This is a genomic window from Zwartia lucis (assembly GCF_965234455.1).
Taxonomy (GTDB): Bacteria; Pseudomonadota; Gammaproteobacteria; order Burkholderiales; family Burkholderiaceae_B; genus Zwartia; species Zwartia lucis.
The window spans coordinates 48,133-62,581 of sequence record NZ_OZ248472.1 but is presented as its reverse complement, the minus strand read 5'-3'; the positions used below and the strand labels follow the sequence as shown (position 1 = coordinate 62,581).

Here is a 14,449-nt window from a genome sequence, read left to right as displayed (position 1 = left end):
AATTAAGTAAATAATGTTTACCCCTATTACCTGAGAAAACCTAGGAAAACATCGGGGAAACCACTAGGTCTTAAAGTGTACGCCCTAGGGCTTTGAAAAATAACTCAGACTGCAATCTTTCACCAAGGGTCTGATCTCCAACGCGCTTAGCCAAGGTGGCATCAACAGGCTCGAGCGGAAGACCAGAAGACATCGCCAGCACTTGCATCATGCAAGCTCGCTCTAGAAAGTACAGATCATCGTAGGCATAGTCTACCCTTTCACCACATACCACTATGCCATGATTACCAAGAAATACAACATCCGCCCCCTGCATCGCCTGCGCGATGCGCTCGCCCTCGCCTGGATCAAGCGCTAAGCCGTTGTAATGTGCATCGATCGCCACGCGACCGTGAAAGCGCATGGCGTTTTGCGAAAGAGTCGTGTCCAACGCCCGCTGTCGTGTCAAGGTCAATGCAGTGGCATAGGGCATATGGGTATGGAGTACACACGTCTTTTTAGCAATTCGGTGCACTGCAGCATGGATAAACATAGCAGTCGGTTCAACGGGATGTCGACCGGCCAATATCTCACCTTGCGCATCAATCATCACAATGTCTTCAGCCTGAATCTCGCTCCACAGCAAACCTCGAGGATTCAGGAGAAAGCGTCCGCTTTCGTCAGGGATTTCAACGCTGAAATGATTGCAGACACCTTCGGACAACCCATGATGGGCTGCAGCTCGCAAGGCAAGAGCCAAGTCCTTTCGCAAGGAGCGGATCGCAGGAGACTCGAAATCTTCTTCATGCATGCTCATTGTCATCTTATTTCTCCAGAAGCGGACTGTTGTTCTAACGCAAGTTCAATATAGTGTGGCGCAACTGAAGTGCGCGGTACTTTGAATGAAAACCAGCTTCGCACGTCCTCTTCGAGGCCGATACCATGCATATAGTTATAAATCGCTTTTCTCAAGCCAACGCCTAATGCGGCGTGATCGACATTCGTTGGGTCGTTGAAACCGACATCGTTTTTAGCAAAGCTCGTCGGCGATAAAGGCTCGAGTGTGACGCCATAAGCAGAAGGATTTAAACCCACAGGCGAATGTACGGTACAGGTGAAGCGATGAAAAAATCCACTTTGTATACAGCCATTGGAAAAAAGCTGGCGGACATATTCCAAGGCATCTACAGTGTCCTTGACCGTTTGAGTTGGGAATCCGTACATCAAATACGCATGGACCAACACCCCTGCATCACTAAAAGCGCGCGTCACGCGAGCGACCTGTTCAACAGACACGCCTTTTTTCATCAAATTGAGAAGACGATCTGATGCCACCTCAAGACCACCCGAAACCGCAATACAACCGCTTTGAGCAAGGAGCTGACAAAGCTCCGGGGTGAAGGTTTTTTCAAACCGGATATTGCCCCACCAAGAGATGTTGAGGTCGCGTTTAATAAGCTCCAAGGCAAGAGACTTTAATGCTTTAGGAGGTGCAGCCTCATCGACAAAATGAAAACCCGTCTGTCCGGTTTCACGTACGATCGCTTCGATACGATCGGCGAGTACCACTGCAGAGGCTGTCTCATAACGTCCGATGTAATCTAGACTCACGTCACAAAAACTACATTTTTTCCAATAGCAGCCATGGGCCACGGTAAGCTTGTTCCAGCGCCCATCGCTCCAAAGACGATGCATGGGATTAAGCATGTCTAGCAATGAAAGATAGTCAGAAATCGGTAACCCATCCCATGTAGGCGTGCCCACCTCCTCGAACGGCACCTCGGGCTCGATCATATTGATATAGCGCACCTCACCAGACTCCGTATCACGACAATAGGTGCGTACTAAGCGTTGCTGCGATCGCTTGCCTATTAAATAATCAAGCAGTGATAACAAGGGTCGCTCACCCGCGTCAAGAGTCACAAAGTCTACGAAATCAAAGACTCGGGGCTCAGAGAGCTCGCGAAGTTCAGTATTGGCAAAGCCTCCGCCAAGGACGATTTTGATCTCAGGATGCTGCGCTTTGATGGTCTGCGCAATCCTGAATGCTGCATAGACCGTTCCCGGGAATGGAACCGAGAGCAAGACAACGGTCGGTGCGTGCCGGGCGATCGCCTCAAGGGTCAGTTTTTCCAGATAAAGGTCTACCAGCGTTTTAGGTGCCGCGAGTGCGAGGGCTAAAGGTTTAAAGCTTGCCTGACTTGCTGCAAGCGACTCGCCATAACGTACAAACTCAAATCTTGAATCGACGGCATCGCGCAAGACATCCGCCAAATCATTTAAATAAAGCGTCGCCAAATGCTTGGCACGATCCTGCATCCCGAGCGCACCAAACGCCCAGCCCAAGGGATCGCCAGTTTCATCATCGACATAGGCATTCAAGGCTGAAAAACGCGGCCCTTCGGGGAGATACTGACGACTGACGATACGATGAGCAAGAGTGGAGTCACGACCTTGTAAAAAAGCAATCACGGCATCAATGGTGTTGAGATAGCGATTGCGTTGCGCGACAAAGGCCTGAAGCGATGGGCTTCGTTTTCGAGCGGTCACACTGTCAACCTTGAGAGCAACTTCCTCAAGACCCATTGAACTTAACAGTCGTAATACTAGAGCTAAAGCTAGATCCTCTTGGACAGCCTCAATAGCGCGCGAGCGTAAAAAGCCGGTTAGATACGCAGTCGAAGGGTAAGGCGTATTGAGCTGCGTCATCGGCGGGATGACAGACAAAACTCGAAGCGTCGCCAAGTTGGCTTTAGACATAATGACAGGCTGGGATCAGAGGCTCCTAGTATAAGAGGTTCTGATCAATGAAAAAGAATATCTAATCAACGCATAATGAACGGATTAGCCGGCGCACCTTGGGCATAAGAGATCCACGTACTCTTGGTTTCAAGGAAACCCTTGATCGCCTCAATACCGCTTTCTCGACCAATGCCTGAGTGTTTCATTCCACCAAAAGGCATCATGTAGCTTATGGCACGATACGTGTTGACCCACACTGTGCCGGCTTTTAAAGCAGCTGACATACGTAAAGCACGCCCAATGTCTTCGGTCCAGACACCTGCCGCCAATCCATAAATCGTGTCGTTGGCCAACTTGATCGCATGCGCCTCGTCTTCGAATCCGATAATCGACAGCACAGGACCAAACACCTCTTCGCGTGCGATGCGCATGTCGGGTGTCACATCTGTGAAAATCGTGGGTTCCACAAACTGGCCTCCTGGTAAATCAGGTGAGAGAGCGGGACCACCACCAAGGATACAGCGCGCGCCTTCCGCTTTTGCGATGGCCATGTAGTCCAGAATTTTTTTGTATTGGACAGGGGTTGTCACAGGGCCGATATTTGTATCGAGCGACATTGGATCACCTTTGCGTGCACAGGCACCTAAGTCAGCGACGCGTTGGGTGAAGGTTTCTTTGATCGAGTTTTGAACGAGCAATCTGGAGCCAGCTATACAAGTTTGACCAGTAGCGGCGAAAATCCCAGAAATCACCCCTGCTGCGGCTTTGTCGATATCGCAGTCGGCAAAAACAATATTGGGTGACTTTCCACCCAACTCAAGGGCAACCCGTTTCATACTCTTGGCTGCTTGGGCATAAATCATCGCGCCTGTCGTGTCTGATCCAGTGAAAGTGATTTTTGCGACATCTGGATGATCAACTAAAGCAGAACCGGCCTCTGCGCCATAGCCAGCGACAACGTTAAACACACCATCAGGAAAGCCCGCCTCTTTGGTCAACTCAGCAAACGCCAGAGTGGAAACCGAAGCATACTCAGAAGGCTTGACGACAACAGCGCAACCCGCCGCGATCGCAGCCGCACATTTCCAGGCAATAAACAAGAGCGGAGAATTCCAGGCGGTCAATGCACCGACCACCCCAATCGGCTCAGAACGCGTAAAAGCAAACATATCAGGCTTGTCTATAGGCATCACTGCGCCTTCGATTTTGTCGGCAAGGCCGCCGTAATACCGCCACCACTCAGGATGATAGTTAAGTTGACCACGCATTTCGGCGAGCAGTTTGCCATTGTCTCGTACTTCGAGCTCTGCGAGACGTTCAGCATTCTGTGTCACCAAGTCAGCGAGACGCAACATCAGCTTGCCCCGTTGCGTCGCATTCATCGACGCCCAAGGGCCTTCGCGCATGGCGCGAGAGGCTGCTGCAACAGCCAAATCAACATCCTTTGCACATCCTTGCGGGATACGTGCCCAGGGCTTGCCCAAATAAGGATCAATACTATCAATCCATTTCTTTCCAACGGGCTCAACATACTGGCCATCGATGAAGTGGTTATAAGTGTTCATGGCATCTCGCAATTTTTATTCAATTATTTTTTAAAATATCATTAATTCGTATTTTCTTCCAAATCTAACTATTTTTTCACTTTAACGGGAGCCTTTCCTTCAAGAAACAGCGACAGAATCGTTTAAAGTCTGGATCAATATAAAAATTTATCCTTGACCGATCGGGTCAGGAACCTTGGAATTAAAAAATATGTCTGTCCTGCAGTATGCCTCTTTTATATTGATCGCCCTACTTGCCGCATTTTGTCAAAATTTAACGGGATTTGCCTTCGGTTTGATCTTGGTTGGCCTAACAGGGGCCTTACAAATCATATCGATCGCCGATGCGGCCAACATTGCCTGCATCCTATCAATCGTCAACAATCTTGTTTACCTCAGTAAATCTCCAAGCATTTCCTTTGGACCACTCTTGAAACCGATGTTGATCAGCAGCATGGTCGGCCTAGTGCTGGGCTTTATTTCTCTGTCTTGGTTTACGGATAATGGTATCAATACACTGCGACTGATTTTAGGCCTCTCAATTTTTGCATCAGCAATCGCTCTCTTTTTGATCAACACAAACACACGCAAGACCTCGGGCAAGTCCTCGACCTGGATCGCTGGGTTTTTGACGGGAATTCTCGGTGGGATGTTTGCTACGCCAGGTCCACCCCTGGTCTATCATCTCTATAGTCAACCTCTCGATACAGAGCTTGTTCGTCAATACCTTTTTATTATTTTTGGCCTGACCTCAGCGGCTAGACTTGTGATCGCTCTTTTCACAGGCGAACTCACACTGAATGCCATCATCCTTTCGGCCATCGCTTTTCCCGCAATTACTATCGCGACGCTGATACAACTCAAGTACCCGATCAATCTAAGCCGAAGAGTTGCACAACTCATCGTGACGGCTTTGCTGCTCGCAACAGGACTGGGACTGATTTACTCATCGCTTAAGACCATACTGGAATAATATGAAAATTCTTGTTGCACGACTCAATCACGAGACCAATACGTTTTCTCCTATTGCCACGCCTTTAAAATCCTTTGGCGATGATGGCCCTCTCTATGGCCAAGAAGCTTACCAAGCCTCTAAAAATACTCGAACGGGTATCGCGGCTTATATCGATGTGCTGGAGCAAGCGGGTCATGAAGTGGTCGTTGCCTGTAGCGCCACCGCAAACCCTAGCGGCACCGTCTGTGCCAAAGCGTATACCCACTTGTGCGACACCATTGTGTCCGCCGCACAGGGCTGTGATGCCGTCGCACTCGATTTACATGGCGCCATGGTCGCAGAAAACTCCGAAGACGGCGAAGGCGATTTGCTAGAACGTATCCGTGCTGTACTTCCTGATGCTCCGATTGCTGTCGCATTCGATCTACACGGAAAAATGACGGACAAGATTATTAACAACAGCGATATCGTCATTAGCTTTAAAACATACCCACATGTGGACATGTATGAGACCGGTGCGCATGCAGGCCGCTTGCTCGTTGATATGATCAATCAACGCATCAAACCCAGACTCGCCTGGCGACGCTTGCCGTTGACGCTCAATACACTCTGTAGCCGAACCGACATCGGGCCCATGCACGAAGCGGTCGAGCTCGCGCGTGCCGCCGAAGCCCAGGGCATGCTTGGCGTTTCCGTGCTTGCTGGCTTTCCACTCGCAGACATTGCAGCACCCTGTATTAGTGTTGTTGTGGTGAGCGACAATGACGCCCAAGCCGCTGATGAAGTTGCGCAACGCATTGCCGAGTTTATTTGGTCCAGACGTAGTGACTTCATTTATAAAAATGAACCTCTCGCAACTTCTATTACACGCGCCAAAGCAATTGCGAATGAACCTGGCACAGGTCCTGTACTGCTGCTCGATCATGGTGATAACTGCATGTCGGGAGGGACTTGCGACGACATGAATGTGCTACACGAAGCCCTCAAACAAGGGCTTGAGGATATTGTTGTAGGACCAATTTGCGATCCAGAGGCGGTCGATCAGCTTATCAAAGCAGGACTTCGTGCCACGGTGACACTACAGGTCGGCGACAAAGTTCCTCTGACGCAACTCGGTGTCACGCACCCGCTACGCCCTCTCACAGGAGTCGTTTCCGCAATCTCTGATGGGCAATATGTCGTCTCAGGCCCCACTTACACGGGGCAACGTATCCATATGGGACGTACCGTTTGTCTAGATTTGCCACAAGCCAAAGTCATGATTACTGAAACGCCACAAGAACACTGGGACCTGGGGATCTTTTCCCATATCGGGATCGATGCTCCAAGTCATCGATTTATTTTGCTCAAGTCACGCATGTACTGTAGACCTGTATTTGTCCCGATCGCCAAAGCACTGGTGGAATGCGATGGCGGTGGTGTCACAGGTGCTGACCATACCCGCTTCCCATATACAAAACTCACGCGCCCCGTATACCCGTTTGATGAGAATACGACGTGGTCTTAGTACACTAAAAAGTAAGCAAATGTAAGAATACATCAAGCTAAATAATAATCATTCTCATTTGTGATAGATTGCGTTGTTTGAATCAACAACAACGCATTCCATGCTCGTCTTAAACCGTAACAGGCAAACTTCCCGCAGTTTTAGTGCGGGAAGTTTTATTGCCGTTACATGTGTTCACATTGCAATCATAATCTCAATGGGTGGATACCCTTCCAAAAAGGGATCGAAAAGTGAGACTGTGATGCTGCTTGAATCATTTCTCATTGAAGTGCAGGACCCCACACCTACTTCCTCACAAAACTCAAACCAAACGATATCGGCACTGACATCAACATCAACATCAACTTCTACATCAGCCGAAGCGATCTCCGCTCCCATCGCCTCGATCGAGCAACAACCTACAACCTCAACATCTCGCAAAACTAACGTCATCACAAAAAGCTCAAGCACAAACAGTCTGGGCACTAAAAACCAAGATGCATTGACACTGCCCATTACCCATGCTGAGCACTTACACAATCCCCCACCGCCCTACCCGAAACTAAGTCGTCGTCGAGGCGAGCAGGGAAAAGTTGTTTTAGCAGTAGAAATCGATATTGAGGGCAGAAGCTCTCAAGCTGTTATTCACCAATCTAGTGGCCATCATCGCTTGGATCGGGCTGCGTTAGAAACCGTACTGAAATGGCGTTTTATCCCGGGGAAAAAAGGTCATCAACATCAAAAAATGTGGGTCAATATTCCTATTAACTTTGTTCTCGAGTAAATCATGCAGAGACTAGGCGGCATCAAGTCCGCGTTGCACGTCGTACTTGAAACCGCGATACTATCGAAATCATAAAAAACAAAATGTTTTAATGGAGTTGGCAATGACCCCCTCTTCACTTTCAGGCATACGCGTGTTGGATCTTTCTCGTATCCTTGCGGGCCCTTCAGCAGCCCAACTTCTGGGTGACCTGGGTGCTGACGTTGTTAAAGTTGAAAAGCCAGGCGAAGGTGATGACACTCGCAAGTGGGGTCCTCCGTTCGTTGAAGATGCTGACGGCAAGCCCACGTCAGAAAGCGCTTATTACTTGTGTGCAAACAGAAACAAACGATCAATCGAAATCGACATTGCAAGCGCTGAAGGCCAAATGCTCATCATGCGCTTGCTGGAAAATGCCGATATCTTGGTTGAAAACTATAAAGTAGGTGGACTGAGCAGCTATGGTCTTGCCTATGATCAAATCAAAGAAAGGTTTCCTCGATTGGTGTATTGCTCAATCACGGGATTTGGTCAAACCGGTCCTTACGCCACGCGCGCTGGTTACGACTTCCTGATTCAAGGCATGGGCGGGATCATGAGCTTGACTGGCGAACCTGAAGGTCAACCTATCAAGGTGGGTGTCGGGATTGCTGACGTCATGACCGGCATGTATGCAACCGTAGGCATCCTAGCAGCCTTGCGCCACCGAGACCAAACAGGAAAAGGCCAACAAATTGACGTATCGCTCCTCGATACACAAGTGTCATGGCTCATTAATGCCGGTACGAGTTATCTCAATTCCAACGAAAATCCGGTCAGACTTGGCAACGGACATCCAAATATCGTGCCTTATCAAGTCTTTCCGACCGCCGATGACCCCATCATTATCGCTGCAGGCAATGACAGCCAATTTAGAAAACTCTGTCAAATTGCGGACATTGCTTCCGTTGCCGAAGACCCTAAATACGCGACGAACGTTTCTCGCGTGATGAATCGACAGGCCGTGGTAGAGATCGTCACGGCTGCTCTTCAAAAGAAATCACGTGCTTTCTGGCTCGCTGCCTGCGAAAAAGTAGGTGTGCCATGCGGGCCCGTCAATAACCTTGAGCAAGTTTTCAATGACCCGCACCTTCAACATCGCGGTGCCGAGGTACGGATGCCCCACCCCCTTGCAGGTTCGGGGGAAGTGAGCCTGATCGCCAACCCCTTGAAACTCTCTGAAACACCTGTACAGTATCGGCATGCACCGCCCGTTCGCAACCAGCACGAACAAGAGATTTTGCATGACTGGCTCGGACAACATTGAACCCATAGACAAACGATCCAAAATGACTATTCTGACGCACGAACAACTCACCATCCAGGCCCAAGCACGTGAATTGGCGGAAACAGTTTTCAAACCTACCGCAGCTCAAACTGATGCCACCGAGGCGTACCCCTGGGACAACATTGCAAAGCTTAATGCAGCAGGCTTTATGGGAATGACTGTACCAAAAGCCTACGGCGGTCGGGGCCTTGGTTACCTTGAAACGACACTCGTGATCGAAGAGATGGCCAAAGCCTGTGCAACCATGGGTCGCATCACGGTTGAGGCCAACATGGGTGCAATCGGCGCCATCATGGCTTACGGCACCGAAGAACAAAAGAAGATTGCCGCAGAGTGTGTGCTGTCGGGCGACAAACCAGCCATCTGTATCTCTGAACCCAATGCCGGAAGTGCTGCGAGTGAAATGACCACACGCGCCGACAAAAAGGGCGATCGATACATTATCACTGGTCAAAAATACTGGATCACTGGTGGCGGCGTCTCACGCTTGCACCTGATTTTTGCGCGCGTATTTGAAGATGGTATTGAGCAAGGCATTGGTGGCTTTATCGTTGTACGTGATGGCAACGAACCCAAAGAGCTCGTGATCGCTAAACGTACCCCCGCAATGGGTGTGCGTGGCATCCCTGAAACCTACGTAGACTTTATCAACCTAGAAGTACATGAATCGATGGCGTTAAAGCCGCTCGGTGATTTACGCAAAGGCTTTGCTGCGCTCATGAACGCATACAACGCGCAACGCGTGGGTGCGGGGACTGTGGCGCTTGGTATCGCTGTGGGTGCATTTGAGGAAGCGGTGCAATACAGCAAAGAGCGCAAACAATTTGGCCGACCGATTGCTGAGTTTCAAGGATTGCAGTGGATGATTGCTGATATGTCTATTGCTCTTGATGCGGCACGGCTCATGCTTCATCGCGCAGCCAATGTGCCGGTGGGTAGCTTCCCAGATTTAAAATTAGCCGCCCAAGCCAAGATCATTGCCGCGGAGACCGCCATTAAAGTCACCAATGATTCACTGCAACTCTTTGGGTCTAGTGGTTACTCGCGTGAGTTCGCTGCTGAACGGCACGTGCGTGATGCGCGAATGTTTACGATTGCTGGTGGAACGGCTCAGATACTGCGAACACAAGTCGCCAGTGCCATCCTAGGTGCAAAACTTCCACAAACGCGTGATGGTTATGTGAAAAACCCCATCGGAAAATAAAACGGGGGGGTTAAAAATGATGTAATCGCGCATCCCTAACTCAAATAGGTGACCAGCAGATTATGATTCGAAACGTTTCATCATAAAGTAACGGGAATGGCCTGGCGGGATGTCGGGGATGGTGCCGAACAGGGTGAAGCCCAGCTTTTCGTAAAAGGGCCGCGCTTGGAAGCTAAACGTATCGAGGTAGATGCCGACGCAGCCACGCGCTCGAGCTTCATCTTCAGCCTGTTGCATCAGCTGCGAACCAAGGCCACCTCGACGCAAGTCCTCAGGCAGGTAAAATAATTTGATATAAAGCCAGGCGGCGAGGTAATGGCCGTGGATGCCGCCGACAGGGACATCCTCGCCGTCCCGAAAGACCATCAGCCGCAGCGGCTTGTAGACATGTGGGCCGATAAAAGGGCCGTTAAAACCCATTAACCCGGCGAACAGAACGGCCTCGAGCGGAGTTTGCTCTGCCTCAGAAAGTTCGATGCGCATCAGAACACCTCCTACTAGTGCAAAAGATAAGGTTCTGCATTCACAAACCCTCAACGACCCTAGATCACTTAAGGTAGCATAGTTTACTTAGAACGTCGGGAATTTCTCACGAGGTATCCCCGTCGTAGACCATCGAAATTTTCATAAAATAGTGGGGCATTGATGGTATTGTTGAATCAATCGGCGGGAATTACCAACTCAAATAAACGGTACTGTCAAAATGCCAAACATAAATGCTGACGACGAAATCACGTTAGTTCTGCTCATTATTTTTGTATTTATCGCTATTGCGGTCATCATTACTCGCATTTTTCTATCGCCAAAAACTCGGCCATTGATGCTGCAGTACGAGGGCGTTGTGGCTCCTTTCTTTGGCTTACCAGCTGTATTATTTTCCTTATCCACTGCCTTGATGGGCACCTCAATTTGGGAAAACTACAACATCGCTTCACAATCCATCAAGATTGAAAGTCAGGGACTTATTCAAATCATTAGCCTTGCCAGTACGATTCCGGAGCTAAAAGATAACAATCTAGTCAATGCGACTCGAATATACGCAAAATCTGTTGTTGATGAAGAGTGGCAAACACTAACGTCAGACAAAAAAGACGCCCCAGAGACGATAGAAAAATTTGTAGTGATGCGTTCTGATTTATTCAAGGCTGCTAATCAATTGAACAATAATGCCGAAGCGAAGGTGCTAATGAATGCCTTTCAGACCGTCAATAACGCTCGCAGTATCCGTTTGGCCTATGCATCGTTTGATGTTCATCCATTACGGATAAGCGGAATTTTATTACTCGCTTTACTTGTTCTACTCACAGTTGCATTTATTCACGCAGCAAAACCAAAGTCTTTAGTGGTGGCAATGTTCATTGCAACCGCTACAGTTCTTATTCCAACTTGCCTGGTTTTTTTAACATTTAGTAGCCCATATATTGGGGTGATTTCTATATCCAATAAAGCCTATCTTCTGATCCAATAATCAGCTTTCATTCATTGACTGGCACTGCTGACTTTTGAAGAACTAGCCTACCCATACCAACCTGGGAGTTCGCTGTAAAAACGACATTACTCTAGTTTTGAATACCCAAAGTTTTTTGGGACAAGGTCATCTCACTTTAGGTAGGTTAAAGGTAATAGGTAAGGTTACCGTAGCTCCAACTAGGGTCGTCGCTAATTCATTGCGGGCATTGGCAGCCTCCTGCAGACTACTAAATTTAGCTGACACCATTTTAAGGCTGTCGTAGACTGTTGTCGTAACAATCGAAGATTGATATGCGCTCAGTGCGTTCTTTGCCTGATCTGTAGATACTCCTGAAATGAGAACTTCTCCATTGCATATGCCTAGCTTTCCTTGATCGTTAATGACAAAGGTGCTTACCCCCTGTCCACCAGGTAGGATACGATAGGTCATCTTGCCAACAGTAAAAGATTTGAGTGTGCCTAACTCACTAATCTGCGCTGGCGTCAGCGTTGTACCCAATACATAATTGCTTTGTGCATGAGCCAACCCCGAAAGTCCTAATCCAATTGATGCCGCGATAACAATTAATTTTTTGTACATGATATGCAATCCTTTAATCATTCTGCGTTAAAGATGCGATAAGTCACATCGAGCTTGGGGTTTACCGTACATTCGGAGGTAATCAGTGGCGTCCCGCTCACAGCATAAACTGTCCATTCACCCTTAGAACTCTCTCCATAAAAGGCATACGAACCCAAGACATAAGTTGAATCTGGACCAATCTTGCCGCCATCGCGTGTATCTGCAGGATGTCTAGTTTTGCCGTAAAAAACATTGTAGGGTGTGCTTAATACAGAGACGCTGCCCTGTGGGGATTTTAGAAAAACACCGACACTGCCCATACAAACATTATTTTCAATATTGTTGACGCTTTGGCTGGCGGCAAGACTCAATTGAATCATGTCTACTGCCTTCTCGCTATCAACGCTAAACTTTCCAAGCTCTTTCACCTTGCCATACATAACCTCGCTACCTGAAATGCCTTCTGACCATGTTGGTACAACGAGCTGAGTGGGCTTATAGGCGGTATAGACTTTAGCCATACTCACTGCAGCTGTCGCATCAACCAAACCAAAACCGTACCACGTTGAATATTTATTCCCTGCTTTATTAGTTTGCCAACCGTAATCAATTCTTGCTGCCGAAGACCCATCAGATAATTCTGTGCTCGTGCTGTCTGATAGCGTAGGATTTAACGTGAGATTGACCTGGTAATTGCGGTAATCCTGGTTACCATAATCAGGGTTTATCTGGCGGGCTGTTCTGCGCAGAATGTCACGAATGTCACGCCAGCCAAGCTTGGGATTAGCGCTTAACATTAATGCTACAACTCCCGTCACAGTGGGCGCTGAAGATGAGGTGCCATTCATTTGGTTGAAATCACAGCTTGGATTTTTTTCTTTATTGATGGCTGTACCGCCGATCACAAATTGTGATTTGGAATCTGGAGATTCGTCATTCTTGCTATAACCACGATCACAACCCATTAAGTCGGTTGAGTAGATTTGCGGGCCTAGATCATCTATAGCACTACCCGCCTCACCATAATCACCAAGCGCGCCAAGTTGGCCTCCAAGACCCGTTAACCAGACGACAGAGCCCGCAGAAGAGTAGCTAGACTTGTATCCCATGGCATTTGCCGCCGCGGTGACAATAACCGGTAGTTCCAGATTTGCTGTATCAGATGATGGATTATCACAACTAACTAGACTATGCGAAGCACCCAGGTAATCGAATTTTGGACAAGAAGCAATGTAGGCACTACCGTTCTCCTCCTCCCTGACACCATTGTAATCATTGCCAGCGCTCTTGACCATCACGGCACCTTGACCATGACGCAGATTGGGAAAACTCTGAAGCGCCGCGTTTCCTGAAGAGGTCTGATTGTAATCAGGGGGTGTAGTTGGGGCTATGCCATATGACGCATTAAATACATCTGTATTTTTGGACCAAAGGGCGCCACCATAGGCCTCAACCACATTTGCTACTTTACCTTTTGAAAGTCCAATTAATTTCGCACCACCAAGCGTCACCCTAGGGGCGACGCCCATCACACCAATACCATTTTGAACGGCCGCAATCATCCCAGCAACATTAGTGCCATGAGCATCATCTGAATCGGTTGGCGTCGGATCAGGCGTATTGGTTTGAAAATTCCATGTCATTGCAGGATTGATATTGGCTTTAAGATCAATGTGATTGATCTCGAGACCATCGTCCAAGACCATCACATTAACGCCCTGCCCTTTAATACCTTGGGCATGAACAGCCTCCACATTTAAGTCTGTCGAGCCATTGGCAACCAGGGGATAGCCCGCAAAGAAACTTTGCGCAGCATTTAATGCCCATTGATAGGTATACAAAGGTTCAGTGGCACCCGTTTTACAAGCATAAGGCCCAGTTTCATTACAGGAAGAAGTGCTATCGCCTCCTCCACACGCACTTATCAGAGCAGCTGTCAAGATTGCAAGCGCTAAACCAGGAATGCTTCTCATTCTTTTATCCTTAAGAATTGTATTGTGTTCGAAATCTGAGGCAATAGGCTCAGCAAGATACTAAGACAGCTGGGAGATGTTGCAATTATTTGTCAAGACAGTAGAGTAAATCTATATTGAAAACAGTAGTGGTTTACCCTCGCAACAATAGTCACTTGTACTCTGATAATTTCGAACACCCTTTAGGTATGATTTGGTACGACATACCCATGAATACATAGAAGATGAAAGAGTCAGGCAAACAAAAACCCACAGAGAATTCTCATGTGGGTTTTGTCTATTTTTGATCCTGGGGTAGAGCCGGTAGAGCCGGGTAGAGCCCTTGATTTTACTGGTGGCGCATCCCTGATTCGAACAGGGGACCTGCGGATTATGATTCCGTCGCTCTAACCGGCTGAGCTAATGCGCCCCAAACAGTCAGAAATCTGATTGACTTCTAACTGA

At 48.3% G+C, this 14,449-nt stretch carries 12 protein-coding genes and 1 tRNA gene; 6 read left to right on the top strand and 7 right to left on the bottom strand.

From position 1 onward, the window contains the following. Positions 1-70 precede the first annotated feature (70 nt). From AC8GE9_RS00295 to AC8GE9_RS00285, 3 genes are all read right to left on the bottom strand, one after another. A complete protein-coding gene (locus AC8GE9_RS00295) occupies positions 71-802 on the bottom strand; it encodes an aldolase (RefSeq protein WP_506675131.1) in 732 nt (243 codons plus the stop codon). Further along, on the bottom strand, positions 799-2,739 hold the full coding sequence (locus tag AC8GE9_RS00290; RefSeq protein ID WP_506675130.1) for a B12-binding domain-containing radical SAM protein: 1,941 nt from the start codon (positions 2,737-2,739) through the stop codon (positions 799-801). The genes AC8GE9_RS00295 and AC8GE9_RS00290 overlap by 4 nt, the downstream gene beginning before the upstream one ends. A gap of 65 nt (positions 2,740-2,804) precedes the next feature. Then, the gene (locus tag AC8GE9_RS00285) at positions 2,805-4,286 is read right to left on the bottom strand and encodes an aldehyde dehydrogenase (protein WP_506675129.1); all 1,482 of its coding nucleotides are present in this window, start codon (positions 4,284-4,286) and stop codon (positions 2,805-2,807) included. A gap of 190 nt (positions 4,287-4,476) precedes the next feature. On the opposite strand from AC8GE9_RS00285, the gene AC8GE9_RS00280 reads away from it, so the two are divergent. From AC8GE9_RS00280 to acdA, 5 genes are all read left to right on the top strand, one after another. Then, complete coding sequence (locus AC8GE9_RS00280; RefSeq protein ID WP_506675128.1) at positions 4,477-5,238, top strand: TSUP family transporter; 762 nt, start codon at positions 4,477-4,479, stop codon at positions 5,236-5,238. 1 nt (position 5,239) lies between these two features. Next, positions 5,240-6,727 carry a M81 family metallopeptidase gene (locus AC8GE9_RS00275; protein ID WP_506675127.1) on the top strand — a complete coding sequence of 496 codons (1,488 nt, stop codon included), beginning with the start codon at positions 5,240-5,242 and terminating at the stop codon, positions 6,725-6,727. A gap of 241 nt (positions 6,728-6,968) precedes the next feature. Continuing rightward, a complete protein-coding gene (locus AC8GE9_RS00270) occupies positions 6,969-7,490 on the top strand; it encodes an energy transducer TonB (protein ID WP_506676277.1) in 522 nt (173 codons plus the stop codon). Positions 7,491-7,593: 103 nt separating this feature from the next. After that, positions 7,594-8,775 carry a CaiB/BaiF CoA transferase family protein gene (locus AC8GE9_RS00265; RefSeq protein ID WP_506675126.1) on the top strand — a complete coding sequence of 394 codons (1,182 nt, stop codon included), beginning with the start codon at positions 7,594-7,596 and terminating at the stop codon, positions 8,773-8,775. A gap of 22 nt (positions 8,776-8,797) precedes the next feature. Continuing rightward, positions 8,798-10,000 carry a 3-sulfinopropanoyl-CoA desulfinase gene (gene acdA / locus AC8GE9_RS00260; protein WP_506675125.1) on the top strand — a complete coding sequence of 401 codons (1,203 nt, stop codon included), beginning with the start codon at positions 8,798-8,800 and terminating at the stop codon, positions 9,998-10,000. Between the two features lie 60 nt (positions 10,001-10,060). Here acdA and AC8GE9_RS00255 read toward each other — a convergent pair whose 3' ends face one another. Beyond that, positions 10,061-10,483 (bottom strand): GNAT family N-acetyltransferase, encoded by a 423-nt coding sequence (locus tag AC8GE9_RS00255; protein WP_506675124.1) that lies wholly within the window; start codon positions 10,481-10,483, stop codon positions 10,061-10,063. A gap of 220 nt (positions 10,484-10,703) precedes the next feature. Here AC8GE9_RS00255 and AC8GE9_RS00250 point away from each other — a divergent pair, with 220 nt between their 5' ends. Beyond that, the gene (locus AC8GE9_RS00250) at positions 10,704-11,468 is read left to right on the top strand and encodes a bestrophin-like domain (RefSeq protein WP_506675123.1); all 765 of its coding nucleotides are present in this window, start codon (positions 10,704-10,706) and stop codon (positions 11,466-11,468) included. A gap of 126 nt (positions 11,469-11,594) precedes the next feature. Here AC8GE9_RS00250 and AC8GE9_RS00245 read toward each other — a convergent pair whose 3' ends face one another. The 3 genes from AC8GE9_RS00245 to AC8GE9_RS00235 all read right to left on the bottom strand — a co-directional run bounded on the left by AC8GE9_RS00245 (position 11,595) and on the right by AC8GE9_RS00235 (position 14,414). After that, positions 11,595-12,050 carry a hypothetical protein gene (locus tag AC8GE9_RS00245; RefSeq protein WP_506675122.1) on the bottom strand — a complete coding sequence of 152 codons (456 nt, stop codon included), beginning with the start codon at positions 12,048-12,050 and terminating at the stop codon, positions 11,595-11,597. A 17-nt stretch (positions 12,051-12,067) separates the two neighbouring features. Continuing rightward, positions 12,068-14,005 carry a S8 family serine peptidase gene (locus tag AC8GE9_RS00240; protein WP_506675121.1) on the bottom strand — a complete coding sequence of 646 codons (1,938 nt, stop codon included), beginning with the start codon at positions 14,003-14,005 and terminating at the stop codon, positions 12,068-12,070. A 332-nt stretch (positions 14,006-14,337) separates the two neighbouring features. Further along, a tRNA-Met gene (locus tag AC8GE9_RS00235) sits at positions 14,338-14,414 on the bottom strand. Between the last annotated feature and the right edge of the window lie 35 nt (positions 14,415-14,449).

What these genes read in the sequence shown, in the direction of transcription:
- AC8GE9_RS00250 (WP_506675123.1), top strand. Translation starts at nt 10,704, where the DNA reads ATGCCAAACATAAATGCTGACGACGAAATCACGTTAGTTCTGCTCATT.
- acdA (WP_506675125.1), top strand. Translation starts at nt 8,798, where the DNA reads ATGACTATTCTGACGCACGAACAACTCACCATCCAGGCCCAAGCACGT.
- AC8GE9_RS00245 (WP_506675122.1), bottom strand. Translation starts at nt 12,050, where the DNA reads ATGTACAAAAAATTAATTGTTATCGCGGCATCAATTGGATTAGGACTT.
- AC8GE9_RS00285 (WP_506675129.1), bottom strand. Translation starts at nt 4,286, where the DNA reads ATGAACACTTATAACCACTTCATCGATGGCCAGTATGTTGAGCCCGTT.
- AC8GE9_RS00280 (WP_506675128.1), top strand. Translation starts at nt 4,477, where the DNA reads ATGTCTGTCCTGCAGTATGCCTCTTTTATATTGATCGCCCTACTTGCC.
- AC8GE9_RS00240 (WP_506675121.1), bottom strand. Translation starts at nt 14,005, where the DNA reads ATGAGAAGCATTCCTGGTTTAGCGCTTGCAATCTTGACAGCTGCTCTG.
- AC8GE9_RS00275 (WP_506675127.1), top strand. Translation starts at nt 5,240, where the DNA reads ATGAAAATTCTTGTTGCACGACTCAATCACGAGACCAATACGTTTTCT.
- AC8GE9_RS00295 (WP_506675131.1), bottom strand. Translation starts at nt 802, where the DNA reads ATGACAATGAGCATGCATGAAGAAGATTTCGAGTCTCCTGCGATCCGC.
- AC8GE9_RS00270 (WP_506676277.1), top strand. Translation starts at nt 6,969, where the DNA reads ATGCTGCTTGAATCATTTCTCATTGAAGTGCAGGACCCCACACCTACT.
- AC8GE9_RS00265 (WP_506675126.1), top strand. Translation starts at nt 7,594, where the DNA reads ATGACCCCCTCTTCACTTTCAGGCATACGCGTGTTGGATCTTTCTCGT.
- AC8GE9_RS00290 (WP_506675130.1), bottom strand. Translation starts at nt 2,739, where the DNA reads ATGTCTAAAGCCAACTTGGCGACGCTTCGAGTTTTGTCTGTCATCCCG.
- AC8GE9_RS00255 (WP_506675124.1), bottom strand. Translation starts at nt 10,483, where the DNA reads ATGCGCATCGAACTTTCTGAGGCAGAGCAAACTCCGCTCGAGGCCGTT.